The 21344-nt window shown below is 55.7% G+C and carries 18 protein-coding genes; 5 read left to right on the top strand and 13 right to left on the bottom strand.

The features are described from left to right. Positions 1-78 precede the first annotated feature (78 nt). Positions 79-867, top strand: coding sequence for an envelope biogenesis factor ElyC (elyC, locus tag NG99_RS10085; RefSeq protein ID WP_034891772.1), 789 nt, complete (start codon positions 79-81; stop codon positions 865-867). On the opposite strand, the gene NG99_RS10080 is transcribed toward elyC, so the two are convergent. From NG99_RS10080 to NG99_RS30200, 13 genes are all read right to left on the bottom strand, one after another. Beyond that, a complete protein-coding gene (locus NG99_RS10080) occupies positions 844-1737 on the bottom strand; it encodes a YcbJ family phosphotransferase (protein ID WP_034891770.1) in 894 nt (297 codons plus the stop codon). The two genes, elyC and NG99_RS10080, sit on opposite strands and share 24 nt — an antisense overlap. Before the next feature lie 54 nt (positions 1738-1791). Beyond that, positions 1792-2544 carry a 3-deoxy-manno-octulosonate cytidylyltransferase gene (kdsB, locus tag NG99_RS10075; RefSeq protein WP_034891767.1) on the bottom strand — a complete coding sequence of 251 codons (753 nt, stop codon included), beginning with the start codon at positions 2542-2544 and terminating at the stop codon, positions 1792-1794. Beyond that, on the bottom strand, positions 2541-2723 hold the full coding sequence (locus tag NG99_RS10070; RefSeq protein ID WP_034891763.1) for a Trm112 family protein: 183 nt from the start codon (positions 2721-2723) through the stop codon (positions 2541-2543). Before NG99_RS10070 ends, kdsB begins: the two co-directional genes overlap by 4 nt. A gap of 85 nt (positions 2724-2808) precedes the next feature. After that, positions 2809-4017 carry a winged helix-turn-helix domain-containing protein gene (locus NG99_RS10065; protein WP_034891760.1) on the bottom strand — a complete coding sequence of 403 codons (1209 nt, stop codon included), beginning with the start codon at positions 4015-4017 and terminating at the stop codon, positions 2809-2811. Positions 4018-4100: 83 nt separating this feature from the next. Then, positions 4101-5090, bottom strand: coding sequence for a tetraacyldisaccharide 4'-kinase (gene lpxK, locus NG99_RS10060; protein ID WP_034891757.1), 990 nt, complete (start codon positions 5088-5090; stop codon positions 4101-4103). Continuing rightward, entirely contained in the window at positions 5087-6835 is a 1749-nt protein-coding gene (gene msbA, locus NG99_RS10055; RefSeq protein WP_034891755.1) for a lipid A ABC transporter ATP-binding protein/permease MsbA, read from the bottom strand. The genes lpxK and msbA overlap by 4 nt, the downstream gene beginning before the upstream one ends. Positions 6836-6870: 35 nt before the next feature. Further along, positions 6871-9135, bottom strand: a complete 2265-nt coding sequence (locus tag NG99_RS10050; protein ID WP_034891752.1) for a ComEC family protein — start codon at positions 9133-9135, stop codon at positions 6871-6873. Positions 9136-9343: 208 nt separating this feature from the next. Next, entirely contained in the window at positions 9344-9628 is a 285-nt protein-coding gene (gene ihfB, locus NG99_RS10045; protein WP_013201528.1) for an integration host factor subunit beta, read from the bottom strand. An 86-nt stretch (positions 9629-9714) separates the two neighbouring features. Next, entirely contained in the window at positions 9715-11388 is a 1674-nt protein-coding gene (gene rpsA / locus NG99_RS10040; protein ID WP_034891750.1) for a 30S ribosomal protein S1, read from the bottom strand. A gap of 127 nt (positions 11389-11515) precedes the next feature. Next, positions 11516-12202 (bottom strand): (d)CMP kinase, encoded by a 687-nt coding sequence (cmk, locus tag NG99_RS10035; RefSeq protein WP_034891748.1) that lies wholly within the window; start codon positions 12200-12202, stop codon positions 11516-11518. A gap of 207 nt (positions 12203-12409) precedes the next feature. Beyond that, positions 12410-13693 (bottom strand): 3-phosphoshikimate 1-carboxyvinyltransferase, encoded by a 1284-nt coding sequence (gene aroA, locus NG99_RS10030; protein WP_034891957.1) that lies wholly within the window; start codon positions 13691-13693, stop codon positions 12410-12412. A gap of 76 nt (positions 13694-13769) precedes the next feature. Continuing rightward, positions 13770-14855: a 3-phosphoserine/phosphohydroxythreonine transaminase gene (serC, locus tag NG99_RS10025; protein ID WP_034891745.1), complete on the bottom strand. Its 1086-nt coding sequence runs from the start codon at positions 14853-14855 to the stop codon at positions 13770-13772. An 86-nt stretch (positions 14856-14941) separates the two neighbouring features. Then, positions 14942-15076 carry a hypothetical protein gene (locus NG99_RS30200; RefSeq protein WP_269745673.1) on the bottom strand — a complete coding sequence of 45 codons (135 nt, stop codon included), beginning with the start codon at positions 15074-15076 and terminating at the stop codon, positions 14942-14944. Here NG99_RS30200 and ycaO point away from each other — a divergent pair. From ycaO to pflA, 4 genes are all read left to right on the top strand, one after another. Then, entirely contained in the window at positions 15068-16825 is a 1758-nt protein-coding gene (gene ycaO, locus NG99_RS10020) for a 30S ribosomal protein S12 methylthiotransferase accessory factor YcaO (RefSeq protein WP_034891742.1), read from the top strand. The two genes, NG99_RS30200 and ycaO, sit on opposite strands and share 9 nt — an antisense overlap. 339 nt (positions 16826-17164) lie before the next feature. Beyond that, positions 17165-18022, top strand: a complete 858-nt coding sequence (gene focA / locus NG99_RS10015) for a formate transporter FocA (RefSeq protein WP_034891740.1) — start codon at positions 17165-17167, stop codon at positions 18020-18022. An 87-nt stretch (positions 18023-18109) separates the two neighbouring features. Next, positions 18110-20392 carry a formate C-acetyltransferase gene (pflB, locus tag NG99_RS10010; protein WP_034891738.1) on the top strand — a complete coding sequence of 761 codons (2283 nt, stop codon included), beginning with the start codon at positions 18110-18112 and terminating at the stop codon, positions 20390-20392. Between the two features lie 158 nt (positions 20393-20550). Then, entirely contained in the window at positions 20551-21291 is a 741-nt protein-coding gene (gene pflA, locus NG99_RS10005; protein WP_034891735.1) for a pyruvate formate lyase 1-activating protein, read from the top strand. The last annotated feature ends 53 nt before the right edge of the window (positions 21292-21344 follow it).

Raw genomic sequence — 21344 nt, 5'->3', positions numbered from 1 at the left:
ACACTGACCAGGAATGAACCTTTCAGTCATCGCCAGGCTCTCGGGTGGCGTTTTTTCGGACAAAAGGAGTCCGTTTTCATGCTTTTTGCCTTAAAAAAACTCGTCGGTAGTCTTTTGCTGCCGCTGCCTTTGCTGCTGGTGCTGATGATAATCGCGCTTTTGTTGCTCTGGTTCAGCCGCTGGCAGAAAACCGGGAAAATTATCCTCTCCGTAGGCTGCCTGATGCTGGCGCTGATCAGCTTGCAGCCGATCGCCGATCGCCTGCTGGCGCCGACCGAGAGCCGCTACCCGACCTGGCGAAACCAGCAACAGGTGGATTACGTGGTCGTGCTGGGCGGCGGCTATACCTGGAATCCAGACTGGGCGCCAGGCTCCAATATGATCGGCAACAGCCTGCCAAGGCTGGTCGAAGGTATCCGCCTGTGGCGGCAGAATCCTGGATCAAAGATGATTTTCACCGGCGCAGCCGCGCCGGGCAATCCCGTCAGCTCTGCGGAGGTAACATCAAGGGTGGCGCAGTCGTTAGGCGTACCTCCTGACGCGATCGTGGCGCTGGATAAGCCAAGGGACACGCGCCAGGAAGCGGCTGAAGTGGCTAAAGTGGTGGCAAACCGCCCTTTCCTGCTGGTGACTTCAGCCTCCCATCTGCCGCGGGCGATGATCTTTTTCCAGCAGCAGGGCCTGAACCCGTTACCGGCTCCGGCTAATCAGCTGGCCATTACCTCGCCGCTGAACTTCTGGGAACGGGCGATCCCCTCTCCGGTCTGGCTTGGTCACAGCGATCGGGCAATTTATGAGTGGCTGGGGAGAAGCTGGCAGGCGCTAACCTCCGGCGACACGCCCTCAGCTGAGCCAGGGAATCAGTGACGCTGCCGCGCGCTCAAAGCGGGATGAATCAAACTGGCCGGTATGAATCAGACGATCGGCCTCGTCCCATAACGTATATAACCAGCGCCGGGCAACGAAACCATCGGCCACCGGCGCCTGCTTCAGATAATGGTACAGCAAAGATTCCGACAGCCCTTCTTCGCACAGCCGGAAAAGATCGTACTCTCTTGGCGCCCAAAGCATCATGCCGGGGTTAATCATCGACAGTAGCTGGTCACTCCACGCCTCTTTCAGCATGTTACCGAGGGAGAGATTGCCGTGTACCAATACGCAGGGATCGTTAAAATCCGCCAGCAGATTACCCAGATTTTCACGGCTGCGATACAGCACTCGCCGCTGCTCCATGGAAAGCCCGTCGGGCCGCATAAAGTTGAGCGTAGACCAAATCACCTCCACCCTTTGCGCATACCAGGACACCCAGCTATTTTCCTGGGTGCTGTCGACGCTGCCCACCAACCCATGGCTGTCGATTCGGTGCCAGGCCAGCAGGGCGGCAACGATCTGATCCTGTAGCTGTAGCCAGCGCTGGGGCGTGCGGGTTGGCGCTTCGACCGACACGCCCCCCATCCGCTCAATCAGCAGCACCTCATGCTGCGGCGGCTGCTGGCTGACGATCAGGCCATAAACCGTCGGCAGGCGCACCGTGCTGTCGCGCGCCAGCATGGAAAGCTTATAAGCTTCCTGCGCCGCGATGCCTTTGACGTTGAAGTACTTTGCCACCAGCGGAAACGAATGTCCCTGCTGATCATAGAGCGAGTAGAGGCTGGACCAGGGTTGCTCGCTGATGCATTCGAGACGGCTGAGGGTTTCGCCCAATACCAGAGAAAGTTCTGAGCGGAGCTGTTCCATTTACTCCTCCTTTAAACAAAGTGGAGAGGGGGCCAGTCGCTGGCCCCGACGGGATTACCAGGACTGCATAGCGGCGCGCACGCGCGCCAGATCTTCCGGCGTATCAACGCCAACGCTGGGGATCGCCTTCGCAACGGCCACATGGATCTTTTCGCCGTACCACAGTACCCGCAGCTGTTCCAGCAGCTCTATCTGCTCCAGCGGGCTGGGTTCCCAACTGACATAGCGGCGGATGAAGCCAGCGCGATAACCGTAAATCCCGATGTGACGCAGGAAGGTCTCGCCGATGGTCTCGCGCGATTGAGCAAAACGTTCACGGTCCCAGGGAATGGTGGCACGCGAGAAATAGAGCGCATAGCCTTTGGCGTCCATCACCACTTTTACCGCGTTAGGATTAAATGCCTCCTCTGCCGTTTCAACAGGCACCGCCAGCGTCGCCATTCCGGCTTCACTCTGCGCCACGTTTTCAGCTACCTGGCGAACGATCACCGGCGGGATCATCGGTTCATCGCCCTGCACGTTGACAATAATCGTGTCGTCAGGGAACTGGTAACGATCGATCACTTCAGCCAGGCGTTCCGTTCCCGAGTGATGGTCAGGGCGGGTCATGCAAAACTCTCCGCCCGCCGCCTCTACGGCGCGCGCCACCTCTTCGTTATCGGTAGCGACAATGACGCGGTCGGCGCCGGACTCCAGCGCCCGCTCCATCACATGCACCACCATCGGCTTGCCCTGAATATCAACCAGCGGTTTCCCCGGCAGCCGCGTTGAGGCATAGCGCGCCGGGATAATAGCAATAAAACTCATGGGTGGATCTCTTCCAACGTCAGCGCGCGCGCTTCGGTCTCCAGCAGAACTGGAATGCCATCGCGCACAGGATAAGCGAGGCCATCAGGCTTGCAGATAAGCTCCTGCTGGTCTTTGATGTAATACAGCTTGCCGTGACAAACAGGACAGGCAACGATTTCAAGTAAACGATGATCCATGGTTTCTCCCTGGTGGACCCGGTCAGACAGGATCTTAGAATATCATAGCTGGCAAGGGAGCGGTTACTCCTCGCCTCGCGAGATGTCACAGCGTCCACCCTTTTTGCCATGCACTGGCCAGCGGTTCCGGCATTTTGTCCAGCGCCACGCTTTCGGCGCCCTGCCAGCGGGCAAAGCGCGAAAGAGCCTGATGCAGATCGGTGAGCATTCCCTGCCCTGGCCGCACGCCCTCCTCCAGCCAGAACTGCCTGACCAGCAGGACCTTTTCTTTACGCAGCATTTTCGCATCGATCCGGCCTTTCAGCTCCCCCCGGTGCAGAACCGGCAGGACAAAATAGCCGTACTGCCGCTTCGCCTCTGGCGTATAGCATTCCAGACGGTAGTCGAAGTTAAAAAGCTCCAGCGCTCGCTTGCGATCCCACACCAGCGGATCAAAAGGTGAAAGCAGCGTGGTATAGGTCGCGCGCGTTCCCTCTTCCAGCAACGGCAGCAGCGAAGTATGCAGATAGCCTTCCCCAAGCGATTCAACCTCAACAGGAATCACTTCTTTTTGCGCCAGCCATTCCGCCAGCGCCTCTTTTACCGGCGCCCGCTTCAACCGATAATAATCGGCCAGCCAGGCCGCACGAAACAGGCCGAGACTCTGCGCACTGTTGCGCAGCATCGCCATCACCGCAGCAGGCTCCTCCAGCGCATGGAGCGCATCGTCCCAGTCCGGCATCACCCGCTGGCGCAAATCATACACGCGCTGGAAATTACGCCGCTCCGCCACCATCAACTCACCGGCGGTGAACAAATTCTCCAGGTGGCGCTTGTGTGGTTTCCATGACCACCAGCCGGGCTTTTGCCCCTCCGGCGCGGCAAAGTCGGCCGAGCGTACCGGGCCATTTTGCTCAATATGTCTCAGCAGATCGGCGATCTCCTGCTGCCAGGTCGCAACCCATTCACTGTTATATTTCCAGCCGAGATGCTGCGGGTTGAGCATGCGGTGACGCAGCAGCGGGTAGTCTTCGATAGGGATAAAGCAGGCTTCATGCGCCCAGTATTCATACAGGCGGCCCTGGCTTAACGCCTCGTCCAGCCATGCTTGAGGATAATCTCCAAGCCGGCTGAACAGCACCAGATACGGGCTGCGGGCGACAACGTGGATTGTATCGATTTGCAGCAGGGACATCTGGCGGATGGCGCTTAACAGGTCATCAAAGCGAGCTTTACGCTTCGGAGGACGAAGCAGTCCCTGAGCAGCAAGATGCAGCTGACGGGCCTGAGCAAGGGAAAGCTGGAGAGCGGACATAATGCACCTTCATCACAAAGATGTCCTGAGTTTAACGCCTTTATCGCCGCGCTGCGAAAAAGTTAGCGCGTTTTTTCAGCGTGTTAGCCTCTGTGGGAAGAAGTGAGCGCGATAATATTATTGAGTAGCGAGCTGGCTGCAGCCTCAGGAAGCTCAGCATCTACCGGCAGATACCACCAGCTATCGTCAGCAAAAGCGCGAGCTTTTACCGCGTCCTTCTCGGTCATTAGCAGCGTTTCTCCCGGCCCCAGCAGCGCAGAAAGCTGGGCGTGCTGATAAGCCTGATGATCGGCGAACGGGACCGCTTTGAGCGGCGTCACGCCCTGCTGGGCAAGCGTGGCGAAAAACCGCGGAGGATGACCGATGCCCGCCATCGCCACCACCTTCTCAAGCAGGGCTACTGGCCGGGCTTCACCGCTGTTGATATTCACAGCATGACCAGCCGCCAGCTGCATTGGAAGCTCGCCTGGCAAAGGCTCCCCCCCATTTACAATCACCGCATCGACGCTTTTCAGCCGGGAAGCCCGCTCCCGCATGGGGCCTGCGGGGAGCCACCAGCCGTTACCGAAGCGACGCTTGCCATCCACCACCACGATCTCAAAGTCTCTTGCCAGCGCGTAATGCTGTAGGCCGTCGTCGGTAATAATAATATCGATGTTTCCCTGCCCGACCAGCGCCTCAACGGCCTCTTTTCTGACTGGAGAAACGGCAACGGCGGCGGCGGTACGCTGGAAGATCAGCACGGGCTCATCACCCGCCTGCTCGGTAGTGGTACGGCTGTCCAGCACCAGCGGATAGCTTGCCGCCTTACCGCCGTAACCTCGTGAAACCACGCCTGGGCGTAAGCCACGCTGCTGCAAGGCCTGCACCAGCCAGATGACCACCGGCGTTTTGCCGTTGCCACCGGCGGTAAGATTACCGACCACCACCACCGGAACCGGCGCGCGCCAAGCTTTACGCCAGCCCCAGACATAGCTGAGACGGATCAGGTTACTGACCAGCCCGTACAGCCAGCTTAGCGGCACCAGCAGCAGGTAAAGCGCGGAGCGGCCGCTCCAGATGCGTTCAATCATTGACCAAACTGCATCTTATGCAGTTGGGCATACACGCCCCGCTGCTCCAGCAGATCGCTGTGGCTGCCGCGCTCAACAATGTGGCCATCTTCCACCACGATGATCTCGTCCGCTTTTTCAATGGTAGAAAGCCGGTGAGCGATCACCAGAGAGGTGCGGTTTTTCTGCAATTCATCCAGAGCAGACTGAATTGCGCGCTCGGATTCGGTATCCAGCGCGGAGGTGGCTTCATCCAGTATCAGAATTGGGCTGTCACGCAGCAGTGCACGGGCAATAGCGATGCGCTGACGCTGACCGCCAGAGAGCAGCACGCCATTTTCACCGATGACCGTATCCAGCCCCTTGTCCATCTTATTGATGAAGTCCATCGCGTGAGCCATAACGGCAGCCTTTTCAATGTCTTCACGGCTGTACTGCTCATTACGGGCGTAGGCGATGTTATTAGCCACCGTATCGTTAAACAGATGCACATTTTGCGAGACCAGCGCGACCTGATTACGCAGGGAGCTTAGCGTGTATTCGCGCAGGTCGTAGCCGTCCATCAGGATTTCGCCCTGCTGGATATCGTAGAAACGCGTCATCAGGCTGGCAATGGTGGATTTCCCGGAGCCGGAGCGGCCAACCAGCGCGACCGTTTTTCCAGGCGGAATAGCCAGGTTGATATTATGCAGCGCGGGCGCTTCACGGCCCGGATAGGTAAAGGTCACGTTACGGAATTCCACATCCCCTTTTGCGCGTTCAATGACGCGAGTGCCCTTATCCTCTTCCTGCTCAGTATCCAGAATGCTGAACAGCGTCTGGCAGGCCGCCATTCCGCGCTGGAACTGCGCGTTGACGTTAGTCAGCGACTTCAGAGGGCGCATCAGGGCGATCATCGAGGAGAATACGACGGTGATGGTACCGGCCGTCAGGGTCTGCATCACGCTGGGGAAGCTGGCGGCATACAGCACAAAGGCCAGCGCCAGCGAAGCAATCAGCTGGATAATCGGGTCAGAGATCGAGGAGGCGGAAACCAGCTTCATCCCCTGCTGGCGCATACGGTTGCTGACGCGGTTGAAGCGTTCGCTTTCCACTTCCTGACCGCCAAAAATCAGCACTTCTTTGTGTCCCTTCAGCATCTGCTCGGCGCTGGTCGTGACGTGGCCCATGGTGTTCTGCATACTTTTGCTGATGTTTCTGAAGCGCCTGGAAACGGTGCGGATCGCAAAGGATACCACCGGCGCCAGTAAAATCAGGATCAGCGACAGCTGCCAGCTGTAGTAGAACATCATGATGAACAGGCCGATAATTGAGGCCCCTTCTCGCACAACGGTCACCAGCGCGCTGGAGGAGGAGGAAGCAACCTGTTCAGAATCATAGGTGATACGCGAGAGCAGCGTCCCGGTGGACTGCTGATCGAAGAAGGCGACCGGCATCCCCATCATGTGGCTGAACAGCCTGCGGCGCATCCCCATGACCACGTTACCGGAAACCCATGAGATGCAGTAACTTGAGATATAGCTGGTGATGCCGCGGATTAACATCAGCCCAATCACCGCCAGTGGCATCCAAAGCAGCACGGAGGAGTCAGCCTTGCCAAAGCCGTCATCCAGTAACGGTTTTAACAGGGACAGCATTAATGTATCTCCCGCCGCGTTCAGTATCAGTGCTACCGCAGCCACAATCAATCCGGGTTTGAACGGCTTGATCATCGGCCAGAGGCGACGGAATGTCTGCCAGGTGGAGAGATCTTTTTCCTGATGCATTATTTAACCAGCTTTAAATGAAATAGCCGCTCATTCTACCTGGAATAACGTGGTACGCCAAACCACGGATGGTACCAACGGGACATTATTTGCGCTCTTAATCCGCTAACCTGCCAGAATGTATCGAAAAACTTTACGCTGACCTGCCCTTCAAGCGCGGTGTCGTGCCAGATATAGTGATGATTTTTATAGCGGTCAACCACCCTTTTCGCCGGTAATTTCCAGGCGCTGTAACGTGCGGCTGAGGCCAGCGCGACCCTCCCCCGCACGGCGCGAAGCAGCGGAGGCACAGAAGAGGTCCCGCTTCCATGATGAGGCACCTGGAGAATATCGGCGCGCAGCGCCTCGCGGTCAAGCTGAACCAGCTGGTACTCTGCCTTCGCCTCAAGATCGCCGGTCAGCAAAACCCGCCATTTCCCGTCGCTCACGCTAAGCACGCAGGACTGATTGTTCCCGGTTTTATCCTCTCCAGGTGGGGGCCAGAGAGCCTGAAAGGACAGTTCCTGCCAGCGCCAGCTGACGCCACGCCGGCAGGGCAGGTGCCCCTTCCAGCCCAACCCACTGTGCACAAGAGCCTCTGGAAAGGCCTGCTGAAGGCTCTCCAGCCCGCCGATGTGGTCGAGGTGCTCATGACTGAGCACAATGTGCCTGACCTGCAATCCCTGCCAGTTTAGCCAGGGGAGGATCTGGCTCTCCGCCGCGCTGCCTCCGGGCCAGCGGTTGCCGGTATCATAAACCAGCGCCTCACCCCGGCTTGAGATCACCACCGCCAGCCCGTGGCCGATATCCAGCATGTCCAGCCGCCATAATGGCTGCACGACGCTCAGCCGCCCACAGGCTATCGACAGGCAAAGGGTGATGACGGACGCGGGTGACGAACGCCACCAGCTGAATCGCCAGCTCAACAGCAGCAGCCATACCAGTCCGCCAGCCCACAGCGCCCGTTTGTCCAGCGGCAGCCAGCCAGCAGGCAAATAAGAGAGGGGAACAAACACCAGTTCAAGCGAACGATCGGCCAGCCACCACAGCAGCTGGCTGGCCCCGGCAAACGGCAGCAGCGCCAGCGCAGCGAGAAGCAGCGGCACCGTCAGCAGGGTAACCAGCGGCACCGCCCAGATATTCGCCAGCAGCGCGCTCAGACTGATGCCGTGAAAAATAGCCAGCTGCGCTGGCATTAGCAGTAAAAAGATCCCCAGCTGTAAATGGAGCAGCTGCACAGGGAGCCAGCGTTTTTTACCGCGAAAGATCGCCGGTAATGGAAACCACTGAAACCAGAGCAGCAGCCCGGCAACGGCTCCGCCTGACAGCCAGAGGCTGTAGGAAAGCACGCTCAGCGGGTCGAAAAACAGGATACCGCCGATACACAGCCGCCAGACTTGCCAGCTACTGCATCGCACACCAGCCACGCGCAGGCCAGCCCAGATGCTGAGGGCCAGTAACGCTCTGACTGCCGGAGGATTAGCGCCAGCAAGCCAACAGTAAACCAGCGCCAGCAGCAGGCTACAAAACAGCGGAAAACGATAGCCTATCCAGGCCACCCGAAAGCCGAGCTGCAAACCGCGCGCAAACAGCCAGCCCACGCTGGCCGCAAGGCTGATATGCATACCGGAGATAGCCATCAGATGCGCGGTGCCGGTCTCACGCAGCAGTTGGGTCATCTCCCGGCTGATTTCTCCCCGCTCGCCAAAAGCCAGCGCGGAGAGTATCGCCTGCCAGGGACGTTCGCCGTAATATTCCCGGCTTTTCTGTATTAACCTGTCGCGCCAGCTACATGCCGTGTCGAGCGGGGCAAACGCGATGAATCTCCCGGTCAAAGGCGTGCTGTTCGCCAGCGCAAAGCGTTGCGAATCAAAACCGCCTTCATTGAGCCTGGCGTGTACCGGCTTTAAATTCAGCGTCGCCTGCCAGCGCTGCCCCGGGCATAAGGGCTGATTCACCCCTTCGGTGCCCACCGTCGCATAAATGGGAGGAAAAACGATGTTGCCCGCCACGCTGACAATTCGCAGCTTTACCCTTTGAGCGTCGGCCAGCACCGCTTCCACCCCAACCGTAACATCGGGGGTTTTACCTGAAAGCGCATCAATCTGTTCAGTTAAGGTTCTTCCGGCAATAACGGCCCAGAGGAAAAGCAGCAGCATGAGCGCCAGATCGGTCGTCCAGCGCCAGCGCAGCTGTAAAAGCGCCAGTGCAGGCAGTATCAGCCAGAGATCGTCGCTGGCCGCAGGCAGCCGGGGAAGCAAAGTGAGGGGTAGCGTAGCGATCAGAACCCACATCGCCAGGCGGCTGAGACTGTACGGCATAACGGCTCTCCTTTTCCGGATAACCAGTCTACCCACAGAAAAGAGTCCGTTCGCGGTGAGAAAATCGGCTTTCCGGGCCGGGCCGTAACCTTTCGCGCCTGATTGCAACCTTACGCAACTGATTGCGCGCTGGCTCGCAGTAGTCAGATGGCGGGCAAAAAAAAAAACGACACCGAAGTGTCGTTTTATTTGCGTAATACTTTAAGCGTTAGCCGTAAATATTTGCACGGTCGCGCAGCTCTTTGCCCGGCTTGAAGTGTGGAACGTATTTACCTTCCAACTCCACTTTGTCACCCGTTTTAGGGTTACGGCCGGTACGGGGCGCGCGATAATGCAAAGAAAAACTACCGAAGCCCCGGATTTCAATGCGTTCGCCCTGCGCCAAGGTGGTCGCCATGTGCTCAAGCATCTCTTTGACCGCATCCTCAACGACTTTCGCCGGAATATGAGAGTGCTGGCCAGCAAGTCGTTCAATAAGTTCTGACTTGGTCATAAATCCTCCGGTAAATTCCTGTTGGAAAAGCTCTGACGGTAACGGGCTGTATCAGGGCAGCATACACTGCCCTGTTGCAAAAGCAATTACTCGCCTTTAGCCGCTTTGAACGCTTCAGCCATTGCGTTAGAGAAGTTACCTTCTTCCTGCTTAGCGTTAACAGTATTGATGGCTTCTTTCTCGTCTGCCTGGTCTTTAGCACGAACAGACAGGCTGACAACGCGGTTTTTACGGTCAACACCGGTGAATTTAGCTTCAACATCGTCGCCAACATTCAGTACCAGCGTTGCGTCTTCTACGCGGTCAACAGAGGCTTCAGAAGCACGCAGGTAGCCTTCAACGCCGTCTGCCAGTTCAACTGTAGCACCTTTAGCATCAACAGCAGTCACTTTACCGTTAACAATCGCACCTTTCTTATTCAGAGAGATGTAGTTGTTGAACGGATCTTCCGCCAGCTGCTTAACGCCCAGGGAGATGCGCTCGCGCTCTGCGTCAACCTGCAGAACCACCGCAGCGATTTCGTCGCCTTTCTTGTATTCACGAACCGCTTCTTCTCCGGTAGCGTTCCAGGAGATGTCAGACAGGTGAACCAGGCCGTCGATGCCGCCGTCCAGGCCGATGAAGATACCGAAGTCAGTGATTGACTTGATTTTACCTTCAACACGGTCGCCCTTGTTGTGGGTTTCTGCAAACTGCTGCCATGGGTTGTTTTTGCACTGCTTCAGACCCAGGGAGATACGACGACGTTCTTCGTCGATATCCAGAACCATAACTTCAACCACATCGCCAACGTTAACAACTTTGGACGGATGGATGTTTTTGTTGGTCCAGTCCATTTCTGAAACGTGCACCAGGCCTTCAACGCCCTCTTCGATTTCAACGAAGCAGCCGTAGTCGGTCAGGTTGGTCACGCGGCCAGTCAGCTTGGTGCCTTCTGGGTAACGCTTAGCGATAGCGACCCAAGGATCTTCGCCCAGCTGTTTCAGACCCAGAGACACACGGGTACGCTCGCGGTCGAATTTCAGCACTTTAACAGTGATTTCGTCGCCAACGTTGACAATTTCGCTTGGGTGCTTAACGCGTTTCCATGCCATGTCAGTAATGTGCAGCAGGCCGTCAACGCCGCCCAGATCAACGAATGCACCGTAGTCAGTGAGGTTCTTAACGATACCTTTAACTTCCATGCCTTCCTGCAGGTTTTCCAGCAGCTGATCGCGCTCTGCGCTGTTTTCGGATTCGATAACCGCACGACGTGAAACCACCACGTTGTTGCGTTTCTGATCCAGCTTGATCACTTTGAATTCAAGCTCTTTGCCTTCCAGGTGCAGCGTGTCGCGCACTGGACGCACGTCAACCAGGGAACCTGGCAGGAACGCACGAATGCCGTTCAGCTCAACAGTGAAGCCGCCCTTGACTTTGCCGTTGATAATACCGGTAACGGTTTCAGCTTCTTCGTATGCTTTTTCCAGCGTGATCCAGGCTTCGTGACGCTTAGCTTTCTCACGGGACAGCAGCGTTTCACCGAAGCCGTCTTCTACGGCATCCAGAGCTACGTCAACTTCGTCGCCAACCTGGATTTCCAGTTCGCCAGCTGCGTTCTTGAACTGCTCTGCAGGAATTGCAGATTCAGATTTCAGACCCGCATCAACCAGAACGATGTCTTTGTCGATAGAGACAACAACACCACGAACGATGGAACCCGGACGGGTTTCGATTTCTTTCAGGGACTCTTCAAAGAGTTGAGCAAAAGATTCAGTCATATTGATAATCTTATGGATTCTTCAATTTAACGTCCACCTGACATCCTGACGGGTGGGGTTGTTTCACATGCCCCATGACGTCCATATCACAGGGTTAAGAAAATTTTACGGGTTTCCGACCCGTGGCTCACTGCGGCAACGACAGCTTTTCACGCGCATAATTAAGCGAAGTTTCAATAACTTGCTCAATCGACATGCTGGTTGAATCCAGCACCAGCGCATCGTCTGCCGGTATCAGTGGCGCGATGGCGCGGTTACGGTCGCGTTCATCACGTTCCTTTATCTCGGATAAAAGGCGCTCAAAGTTAACACTAAAGCCTTTCTCCTGCAACTGTAGCATACGGCGGTGCGCCCGCTCTTCCGAGCTGGCGTCCAGAAAGATTTTCACCGGCGCGTCCGGGAACACCACGGTGCCCATATCGCGCCCGTCGGCAATCAGCCCTGGCGCATCGCGGAAGGCGCGCTGGCGGCGAAGTAACGCCTCGCGCACCCGGGGAAATGCCGCCACTTTAGAAGCGGTATTGCTGACATCCTGCGTGCGAATTTCGCCAGAAACGTCCTCCCCTTCAAGGATCACTTCCATCTCGCCGTCGGTCGACACAAAACGCACGTCCAGGTGCGCCGCGAGAGGCACCAGCGCCTCTTCAGAAGCGATATCGACCTGGTGATGCAGCGCAGCCAGCGCCAGCACACGATAGATCGCGCCCGAATCCAACAGGTGCCACTGCAAGGCTTCAGCTATTGCTTTACACAAGGTCCCTTTACCCGCACCGCTGGGGCCATCAATAGTGATCACCGGGGCTATAGCCGTCATCTCGTTCTCCTGTCGGTGGAATGCCTGCTATGCCGCACAGGCAAATATCGACGGGCATTATACGCAGCTTATGCGGCGATCGTTACCCCTTAAGTCTGGCCGAGATTAAATTAATTGTCAGAATAAAATGGGCTGAGGCGAGAACATCCTTGCGGGGCGTGAGTTAGCTCGCAATCCGCTGCACCAGAGTGCAGCGGATTTGCAGATTTATGCCAACTTACTGAGGCGGGCCAGCTGCTCAAAGTAATCAGGGAAGGTTTTTGCCGTACATTTGGGATCGAGGATCGTTACCGGCGTCGCCGAGAGCGCCACCAGCGAGAAGCACATAGCCATACGGTGATCGTTATAGGTGCCAATCTCAGCAAACTTCAGCGTTTCCGGCGGCGTGATCCTAATGTAATCGTGCCCTTCTTCCACTTCAGCCCCGACCTTGCGCAGCTCGGTCGCCATTGCCGCCAGGCGATCCGTCTCCTTCACGCGCCAGTTATAAATGTTGCGCATGACGGTGGTGCCTTTGGCAAACAGCGCGGCGGTAGCAATGGTCATCGCCGCATCCGGGATGTGGTTCATATCCAGATCGACGGCGTTCAGCTCGCCGCGCGTGCAGGCAATATAGTCATCCCCCCACGCAATAACGGCGCCCATCTGCTCCAGCACGTCGGCAAAGCGGATATCGCCCTGCATACTGTTACGGCCAATACCGGTAACTTTAACCGTACCGCCCTTAATTGCCGCAGCGGCCAGGAAGTAAGACGCCGAGGAAGCATCGCCTTCCACCAGGTAGTCGCCCGGGGAGACATACTGCTGATTACCGGCAATCTGGAACACGCTATAGCTTTCGTTTTTCACCGCCACGCCGAAGGTCTGCATCAGGTTCAGCGTAATGTCGATATAAGGTTTGGAGACCAGCTCGCCCTTAATCACAATTCGGGTATCATTCGGCGCCAGCGGCGCAGCCATCAGCAACGCCGTCAGGAACTGACTGGAGACGCTGCCGTCTACAGAGACTTCGCCACCGCTAAATCCGCCTTTCAGGTGCAGCGGCGGATAGTCCGTTTGCTCAAGGTAGTTCACTTCAGCGCCGCCCTGACGCAGCGCGTCGACCAGGTGACCAATCGGACGCTCTTTCATCCGCGGTTCGCCGGTTAACACAATATCATTGCTGCCCAGGCAGAGAGCGGCAGCCAGCGGGCGCATTGCGGTTCCCGCATTGCCTAAAAAGAGCTCTGTTGGGCCGTCAGCATGCAGTGGGCCGCCCTGACCGGTCACTTCACAGACGGTACGGTCAGCAGAGAGCGTGTAGCTGACATTAAGCGCTTTCAGCGCGTTCAGCATGTGGCGAACGTCATCGCTGTCCAGCAGATTCGTCAGGCGAGTGGTGCCTTTGGCCAGCGCCGCCAGCAGCAAAGCGCGGTTAGAGACGCTTTTAGATCCGGGTAAATTAACGGTGCCGTCTACCAGCGCGATGGGTTGTAAGGTCAGGGATTCCAGCATGTGAAACATATTCTCCAGGAAAAAAACGAGGAAACCCCGCAGCCTTGCGGGGTTCCAGCTTTCAGCGACGGGCCTAACCGTGACGGCGCTCGAAGTCGAGCATAAAGTCGGTCAGTGCCTGAACGCCTTCCAGCGGCATAGCATTATAAATCGAGGCTCGCATACCGCCAACCACGCGATGCCCTTTCAGCGCATGCAGGCCTGCCGCAAAGGACTCTTCAAGGAAGACTTTATCCAGCGCGGAATCTGCCAGCAGAAACGGCACGTTCATGCGTGAACGGTTAGCCGTAGCCACCTCATTGCGGTAAAAATCGCTTTTGTCGATGGTGCCGTACAGCAAATCGGCCTTGGCCTGATTGCGTTTATCCAGTTCGGCCACGCCGCCCTGCTCTTTCAGCCATTTGAACACCAGGCCAGAGAGATACCAGGCAAAGGTCGGCGGCGTATTGAACATCGACTCATTATCGCTCAGCACCTGATAATCCAGGATCGACGGCAGCTCTTTCTTCGCCTTGCCCAGCAGGTCTTCCCGCACCACCACCAGCGTCAACCCCGCCGGGCCGATATTTTTCTGCGCGCCAGCATAGATCACGCCATAACGTTGGATGTCGAGCGGTGTAGAGAGGATGGTTGAAGAGAGGTCCGCAACCGCTACTTTGTCACCAAAGTCAGGTTCTTCATTGATGGCGACGCCGTCAATGGTTTCATTCGGGCAGTAGTGAACATAGGCCGCGTTATCGGAAAGCACCCAACTGCTCATCGGCGTGATTGCCCGCAGGCCATCAACGGTAGTTTTCGCCTCAATCACGTTTGGCGTGCAGTATTTCTTCGCCTCGTTGATTGCGCTATGCGCCCAGTAGCCGCCGTCAACGTAGTCGGCGGTAGTCTGGCTGCCCAACAGGTTCATGGGGATAGCCGCAAACTGAGCGCGAGCCCCGCCGTGGCAGAATAAGACTTTATAATTGGAAGGGATTTTAAGCAGGTCGCGAAAATCTTTCTCAGCTTCCTGAGCAACCTGAATAAATTCTTTACTGCGATGGCTGATCTCCATCACCGATGTCCCTAACCCCTGCCAGTTACGCAGTTCCTGTTCCGCACGACGCAGAACTTCAGCCGGCAGCATCGCTGGGCCGGAGCTAAAATTGAAAACCTGACTCATTTCCCCTCACCACTTTCAGATCAATCGGTTTCGATTCAGCTATCGGTTTTATCATTGCCCTTCCCCGGCTGCAATGTTTTATCCGGTCAGCCGACCAGTTGCGAAAAGATACCGGCCAGCGGCGGCAGGAATTTCCCCGCCTCGCGTAGCGAATCGGGCAGAAACCCCGTATCATTGCGCACTTTCGCCACAACCCAAAACGAGTGGGCACTATGACGCAAACTTATATTCCAGGCAAAGACGCCGCGCTGGAAGATTCCATCGCACGCTTTCAGCAAAAATTGCAGGATCTCGGCTTCAATATTGAAGAGGCTTCCTGGCTGAACCCGGTTCCTCACGTCTGGTCCGTGCATATCAGGGATCGCGACTGCCCGCTGTGCTTTACCAACGGCAAAGGCGCCAGTAAAAAAGCGGCGCTGGCCTCCGCGCTGGGCGAATATTTTGAGCGCCTGTCCACCAACTACTTCTTCGCCGATTTCTGGCTGGGCAACGCAATTGCTAACGGCGACTTCGTTCATTATCCAAACGAAAAATGGTTCCCGCTGCCGGAGGATGACAGCCTGCCTGCCGGTATCCTGGATCAGCGCCTGAAGGCCTTTTACGACCCTGAACAGGAAGTCAGCGCCAGCGATCTGATTGATTTGCAGTCTGGCAACGGCGAACGCGGTATCTGCGCCCTGCCGTTTACGCGTCAGTCCGACCAGCAGACGGTGTATATCCCGATGAATATCATCGGCAACCTGTACGTTTCTAACGGCATGTCTGCCGGAAACACGCCGAATGAAGCGCGTGTACAGGGCCTGTCGGAAGTGTTCGAGCGCTATATCAAAAACCGCATTATTGCCGAATCCATCAGCCTGCCAGCCATTCCGCAGGCGGTGCTCGACCGCTACCCTGGCGTGGTGGAAGCTATCGCTAAGCTGGAAGCCGAAGGGTTCCCAATCTTCGCTTACGATGCTTCGCTTGGCGGCAAGTATCCGGTTATTTGCGTGGTGCTGTTCAACCCTGAAAACGGCACCTGTTTCGCCTCGTTCGGCGCGCACCCTGACTTTGGCGTGGCGCTGGAAAGGACCGTTACTGAACTGCTACAGGGCCGCAGCCTGAAAGATCTGGATGTCTTCACGCCGCCCACATTTGACGATGAAGAAGTTGCCGAGCATGCCAATCTCGAGACCCACTTTATTGATTCAAGCGGCCTGATCTCCTGGGATATGTTTAAAGACGACGCGGACTATCCGTTCGTTGACTGGCGCTTCGACGGATCAACCGAAGAAGAGTTCGCCACGCTGATGGCGATCTTTAACGCGGAAGACCAGGAAGTTTACATCGCCGACTATCAGCATCTTGATGTCTATGCCTGCCGTATCATCGTGCCGGGCATGTCCGACATTTATCCTGCGGAAGATCTGCTGCTGGCCAACAACAGCATGGGCGCTTACCTGCGCGAGACGCTGCTGTCGCTGCCGGAATCCCAGTGGGAAAAAGAGGACTATCTGTCGCTGATCGAGCGCCTTGATGAAGACGGCCACGACGATTTCACCCGCGTTCGTGAGCTGCTGGGCCTGGCAACCGGCAAAGATAATGGCTGGTATACCCTGCGCATCGGCGAGCTCAAAGCCATGCTGGCGCTGGCCGGAGGCGATTTGGAGCAGGCGCTGATCTGGACTGAATGGACGATGGAGTTTAACAGCTCAATCTTTACGCCAGCCCGCGCCAACTACTATCGCTGCCTGCAAACGCTGTTGCTGCTGAGCCAGGAAGAAGAACGCGATCCGGTTCAGTATCATACGGCCTTTGTGCGGATGTATGGGCAGGACGCGGTGGAAGCCGCCTCGGCGGCAATCAGCGGTGAAGCGCCGTTTTATGGTCTGCAAACGGTGGACGAAGATCTGATGGCCTTCCCGGCCCACCGGTCGCTGCTGGCCGCCTATGAAAAATTGCAGCAGGCGAAGCGCCAGAACTGGAAATAAAGCCTCAGGGCGATCGTGATACTGGAATAGCGATCGCCCTGCACACTTAAAACGTTAATAAAAAGTAACTGTGATTTGCAATAAAAGCTATCGCTTAACTTTACAGATACATATCCCCTAAATATGTCCCTTTCGTTACGCACAAATCGTGCTCATTTCAACTTTTTTTTAGAAAACTAAAAACTATTTATTTATTTAGTTTCAATAACATAAATAAACAATCTTGCCTTAAGCAGGCCGTTTACCCCGGCTAGTCCAGGTCAATATGATCCACGTCAATTTCTAACCTATACTCCTTTGTTAGTATTCTGTTGTTGACTAATTTTGGGAGTAGTTAGTGTGAAAGCTGGCAACCCGTTTGACCTGATTTTACCGTCTGAAATGGCCAAAGTTGCCGAAGAGGCCGGGGTCTATAAAGCGACGAAAAAAACCTTCACCACCTTTTTCCTGGCCATCACTGCCGGTGTCTTTATCTCCATCGCGTTTGTCTTCTATATCACGGCTACAACCGGCTCAGGCGCCGCTCCATGGGGGATGAGCAAGCTGGTTGGCGGTATCTGCTTCTCGCTTGGTCTGATGCTGGTGGTGGTCTGCGGAGCGGACCTTTTTACTTCCACCGTCCTGACTATGGTGGCGAAAGCCAGCGGGCGTATTGGCTGGGGCCAGCTGGCCCGCAACTGGATTAACGTTTATATCGGGAATTTCTTCGGCGCAATGTTCTTTGTGGCGCTGATCTGGTTTGCCGGTCAGGCTATGGCCGACAATGGTGCATGGGGGTTAAATGTTCTGCAAACGGCTGACCATAAAATGCACCATACTTTTATTGAGGCCGTTTGCCTGGGAACCCTGGCAAATCTGATGGTCTGCATGGCGGTATGGATGAGCTATTCCGGCCGCAGCCTGACCGACAAAATGTTAGCGATGGTGCTGCCGGTAGCGATGTTCGTCGCCAGCGGATTTGAGCACAGCATCGCCAACATGTTTCTGATCCCTCTGGCTATTATTATTCGTGATTTTTCCGGACCCGAATTCTGGCAGGCCACAGGCGCGACGGCAGCGCAGTTTTCACACCTGACCGTCAGCAACTTTATTATCGACAACCTGATCCCGGTCACGCTGGGCAATATTATCGGCGGAGGTTTCCTCGTAGGCTTAACCTACTGGGTAATCTATCTGCGCGACGGCGATCGTCACTGATTGCGAACCTGACTGATTTAACGCCTGCGGCTGCATCATACTGGCGGCAGGAACAACAGAACTCCACGTAATTAAGGTAGGTATCAAATGAGCGAGCACAACGAAAAACAGGTTGCGGCCTGGGAAAGCTTTGCACAAGGTGAATGGCAGAACAGCATTAACGTGCGTGACTTCATTCAGAAAAACTATACCCCGTATGAAGGTGATGAGGCCTTCCTGAGCGGTGCTACTGAAGCCACTACCACCCTGTGGGATAAAGTGATGGAAGGCATCAAGCTGGAAAACCGCACCCATGCGCCGGTGGATTTTGATACCGACCTGGCTTCTACCATCACCTCTCACGATGCGGGTTACATCAACAAAAAACTGGAAACCATCGTTGGTTTGCAGACCGAAGCGCCATTGAAACGTGCGCTGATCCCGTTCGGCGGCATCAAGATGGTCGAAGGCTCCTGTAAAGTTTACGGTCGCGAGCTGGACCCTGGCTTGAAAAAAGTCTTCACCGAATACCGTAAAACGCATAACCAGGGCGTCTTTGACGTTTATACCCCGGATATTCTTCGCTGTCGTAAATCTGGCGTGCTGACCGGCCTGCCGGATGCCTACGGTCGTGGCCGTATCATCGGTGACTACCGTCGCGTTGCGCTCTATGGCATTGACAGGCTAATGAAAGACAAATTTGCCCAGTTCACCTCGCTGCAGGCAGATATGGAAAACGGCGTTAATCTTGAAGCCACTATCCGCCTGCGTGAAGAGATTGCTGACCAGCACCACGCGCTGCAACAGATCAAAGAGATGGCGGCTAAATATGGCTGCGACATTTCTGGTCCGGCGCAAACCGCGCAGGAAGCTGTCCAGTGGACCTACTTCGGCTATCTGGCCGCGGTGAAGTCGCAGAACGGCGCGGCAATGTCCTTTGGTCGCGTTTCCACCTTCCTGGATATCTACATTGAGCGCGACCTGAAAGCGGGTAAAATTACCGAACAGGACGCCCAGGAGCTGATCGACCATCTGGTTATGAAGCTGCGCATGGTTCGCTTCCTGCGTACTCCTGAGTATGATGAACTGTTCTCCGGCGACCCCATCTGGGCAACAGAATCTCTCGCCGGTATGGGCGTGGATGGCCGTACTCTGGTCACTAAAAACAGCTTCCGCTTCCTGAACACCCTGTACACTATGGGGCCGTCTCCAGAACCGAACATGACCATCCTGTGGTCTGAGAAGCTGCCGCTCAGCTTTAAGAAATTTGCGGCTAAAGTCTCTATCGATACCTCATCCGTGCAGTATGAAAACGATGATTTGATGCGTCCGGACTTCAACAATGATGACTACGCCATCGCCTGCTGCGTCAGCCCAATGGTCGTCGGCAAACAGATGCAGTTCTTCGGCGCTCGCGCCAACCTGGCAAAAACCATGCTGTACGCAATTAACGGCGGCGTGGATGAAAAGCTGAAAATGCAGGTTGGTCCGAAAGAAGCTCCGATGATGGACGAAGTGCTGGATTACACCAAAGTGATGGCTCGTATGGATCACTTTATGGACTGGCTGGCCAAACAGTACGTGACCGCGCTGAACGTTATTCACTACATGCATGATAAATACAGCTACGAAGCGTCGCTGATGGCCCTGCATGACCGTGATGTTTACCGCACTATGGCCTGTGGTATCGCTGGCCTTTCCGTAGCGGCTGACTCGCTGTCGGCGATCAAGTACGCCAAAGTGTCTACCATCCGCGATGAAGATGGCCTGGCCATCGACTTCAAAATTGAAGGGGAATATCCGCAGTTTGGTAACAACGACGCTCGCGTCGATGATATCGCCTGCGACCTGGTTGAACGTTTCATGAAGAAAATTCAGAAACTGCAAACCTACCGTAACGCGGTTCCTACTCAGTCCGTGCTGACCATCACCTCTAACGTGGTGTATGGTAAGAAAACCGGTAATACCCCTGATGGACGTCGCGCAGGCGCGCCGTTCGGCCCTGGTGCTAACCCAATGCACGGTCGCGATCAGAAAGGTGCCGTAGCCTCGCTGACTTCCGTAGCCAAACTGCCGTTTGCCTACGCGAAAGATGGGATTTCCTACACCTTCTCTATTGTGCCTAACGCGCTGGGTAAAGATGATGACGTGCGTAAAGCTAACCTCGCTGGCCTGATGGATGGCTACTTCCATCACGAAACCAGCATTGAGGGCGGCCAGCATCTGAACGTTAACGTGATGAACCGCGAAATGCTGCTTGAGGCGATGGAAAATCCAGAGAAATATCCTCAGCTGACCATTCGCGTGTCCGGTTATGCGGTTCGCTTCAACTCTTTAACTAAAGAGCAGCAGCAGGATGTGATTACCCGTACCTTCACCAAAACCATGTAATATCTGAGTATCAGGCTCCACTTCGGTGGAGCCTTCCTCAGTCTTGTTTGCCAGCCACCTCCCCCCTTATCGTCACAGATGGCTGGCAAAACAGACTTAACGCAGCTTAAAGACTGCGTACCTGCCAGAGGCAGGCTTACCGTGGAGAATTCATCGCAATGTCAGTTACCGGCCGTATCCACTCGTTTGAATCCTGCGGGACCGTTGACGGCCCCGGCATCCGCTTTATCACCTTCTTCCAGGGCTGCCTGATGCGCTGCCTGTATTGCCACAATCGCGACACATGGGACACCCACGGCGGCAAAGAGGTCACGGTAGAAGAGTTGATGAAGGATGTCGTGTCCTACCGGCACTTTATGAATGCTTCCGGCGGCGGCGTCACGGCCTCCGGCGGCGAAGCGATCTTACAGGCTGAGTTTGTGCGCGACTGGTTCCGCGCCTGCCATGCTGAAGGCATCAATACCTGTCTGGATACTAACGGCTTCGTCCGGCGCTATGACCCGGTGATTGATGAATTGCTGGACGTTACCGACCTGGTCATGCTGGATCTCAAACAGATCAATGATGACGTTCACCAAATTCTGGTCGGCGTTTCTAACCATCGCACCCTGGACTTTGCCCGCTATCTGGCGAAAAAGAAAATCCGCACCTGGATTCGCTACGTTGTGGTGCCGGGCTACTCAGACGATGATGATTCAGCCCACCGCCTTGGCGAATTTACCCGTGATATGGGCAATGTCGAAAAAATCGAGCTGCTGCCCTATCACGAACTGGGCAAGCACAAGTGGGTGGCTATGGGCGAAGAGTACAAGCTGGATGGCGTACATCCACCGAAAAAAGAGACGATGGATCGGGTTAAGGGTATCCTGGAAGGCTACGGTCATTATGTGATGTACTGAGCGATCGATCGCCAGCCCGATCAACCAGTAAAAAGGGAGCCACGCGGCTCCCT

It is taken from the genome of Erwinia typographi (assembly GCF_000773975.1).
Taxonomy (GTDB): Bacteria; Pseudomonadota; Gammaproteobacteria; order Enterobacterales; family Enterobacteriaceae; genus Erwinia; species Erwinia typographi.
Note: the sequence above shows the minus strand (reverse complement) of the source record. Positions and strands in the feature narration are given on the sequence as shown.